This is a genomic window from Peribacillus saganii (assembly GCF_003429095.1).
Taxonomy (GTDB): Bacteria; Bacillota; Bacilli; order Bacillales; family DSM-1321; genus Peribacillus; species Peribacillus saganii.
Window position 1 is genome coordinate 1 of sequence record NZ_QVTE01000071.1, and the last position, 1,468, is coordinate 1,468.

1 protein-coding gene is annotated in these 1,468 nt (G+C 38.6%); it reads right to left on the reverse strand.

All coding sequences use genetic code 11. The annotated features are described in order from the left end of the window. Window positions 1-39 precede the first annotated feature (39 nt). A protein-coding gene (locus D0469_RS20295) for an IS3 family transposase (RefSeq protein ID WP_117328537.1) occupies window positions 40-1,376 on the reverse strand; the annotation gives its coding sequence in 2 pieces (ribosomal slippage) (window positions 40-989 and window positions 989-1,376; 1,338 coding nt in all). Window positions 1,377-1,468 lie beyond the last annotated feature (92 nt).

Sequence of the window (1,468 nt, forward strand, 5' to 3'; positions counted from 1 at the left end):
TTAAAGTGTACCCTTTGTAAAGGACAGTCTTAAAAAAAGCTAGGCAGTTTTAAGAAGGTGATCTCTGTATTGAACAGGGGTCATCCTTTTTAATTTCCATTGATATCTGTAGTGATTGTAATACGTCATATATCTTTTTACTTCACGTTTAAGTTCTTCCAAGCTGGAACATGTCTTAATGAATGCTTCATCTTTAAAATGGCCAAAGAAGGATTCTTGAGGAGCGTTATCCCAACAGTTTCCCCGTCTAGACATGGATTGGCGCAGTCCCATTTTTCTTACTAACTTCTGATAGTCAGGGTGTGTATAATGGGTTCCCTGGTCAGAATGGATTAATGCATTTTCTGCTTTTTGAAACCTTGGATTCTTCTTTAACTTTTTAACGGTATCTGTCGCTAGGTCCATGGTAATTCGATCAGACACATGGTAAGCAACGATTTCATTGGTTGAACTGTCTTTGATCGTTGATAAATATGCTTTCTTTCCTTGGCCATAAAACAAGTAGGTAATATCGGTTAGTAGAACCTTACCTGGGACATTCTGTTTGAATTCCCTATTCAATATGTTCGGGACCACACGGTGCTCCTGAGTCGCCTTCATCATTCGTCTATACGGGTTGGCTTTCCGGATAGGGCATATAATGTCGTACTTCTTCATAATTCGTCGGATTCGCTTCAGATTGTAGACAACCTGAAACTGGCCCTCTAATGTCATCTTGATTTGACGGGCTCCTTTTTTTCGCCTTTTAAAATGAAACGCTTTTAATATTATTTCTTTTACCTGTTCATCTTGGGTTTCTTTTTGTAATCTGTTGGCCTGCGAATCGGTAGAGAAATATCTATAGTAAGCGCTGCGTGAGACCCCGGCTACTGAACAGAGGTAACGCACCATTTGTGTAAGGTTATATTTTTCTATCACAGACCGAATTAGGATATATTTCTGATGGGGTGGCAGTCCTACCGGTTTCCCTTCAGCCCCCTTTCCGCAAAACGGATCTTTTTTAAGAGTTCATTTTCTGCTTTTAATAAGTTATTTTGAGCTTCTAACCTTGCATATTTTTCCTCAAGTGTAAGTTCTCTTGTCAAGGGTCTTCCTGAGGATTCTCCTCTAGTGTCCTTTAATCCCATTATCCCGTTATCCCGATAAGTTGCCCGCCATCTCTTGCCAGCTGATCTAACACGATACATTCCTAATACATCAATATCAAAACCACATTCCTCAAATATTTCCCGTGGCAGCTTGCCCTTTTCATTTTCAGAAATAAAAAGGCGCTTAAAATCGTCCGTATAAGTGATTCCTTTAGAACTCACTGATTTTACATAAGGATTATTAGATAGTAATGTAATCTCTTTTTCTGTGAATATCTTTTTACTCATCGATGTTTCCCCAATCCGACTTTTTCTTCATTATACAAAAAGTACCCTATAGGTAGACTTTTTTAAGTGTCTACTCTATAGGGTACAGTTTA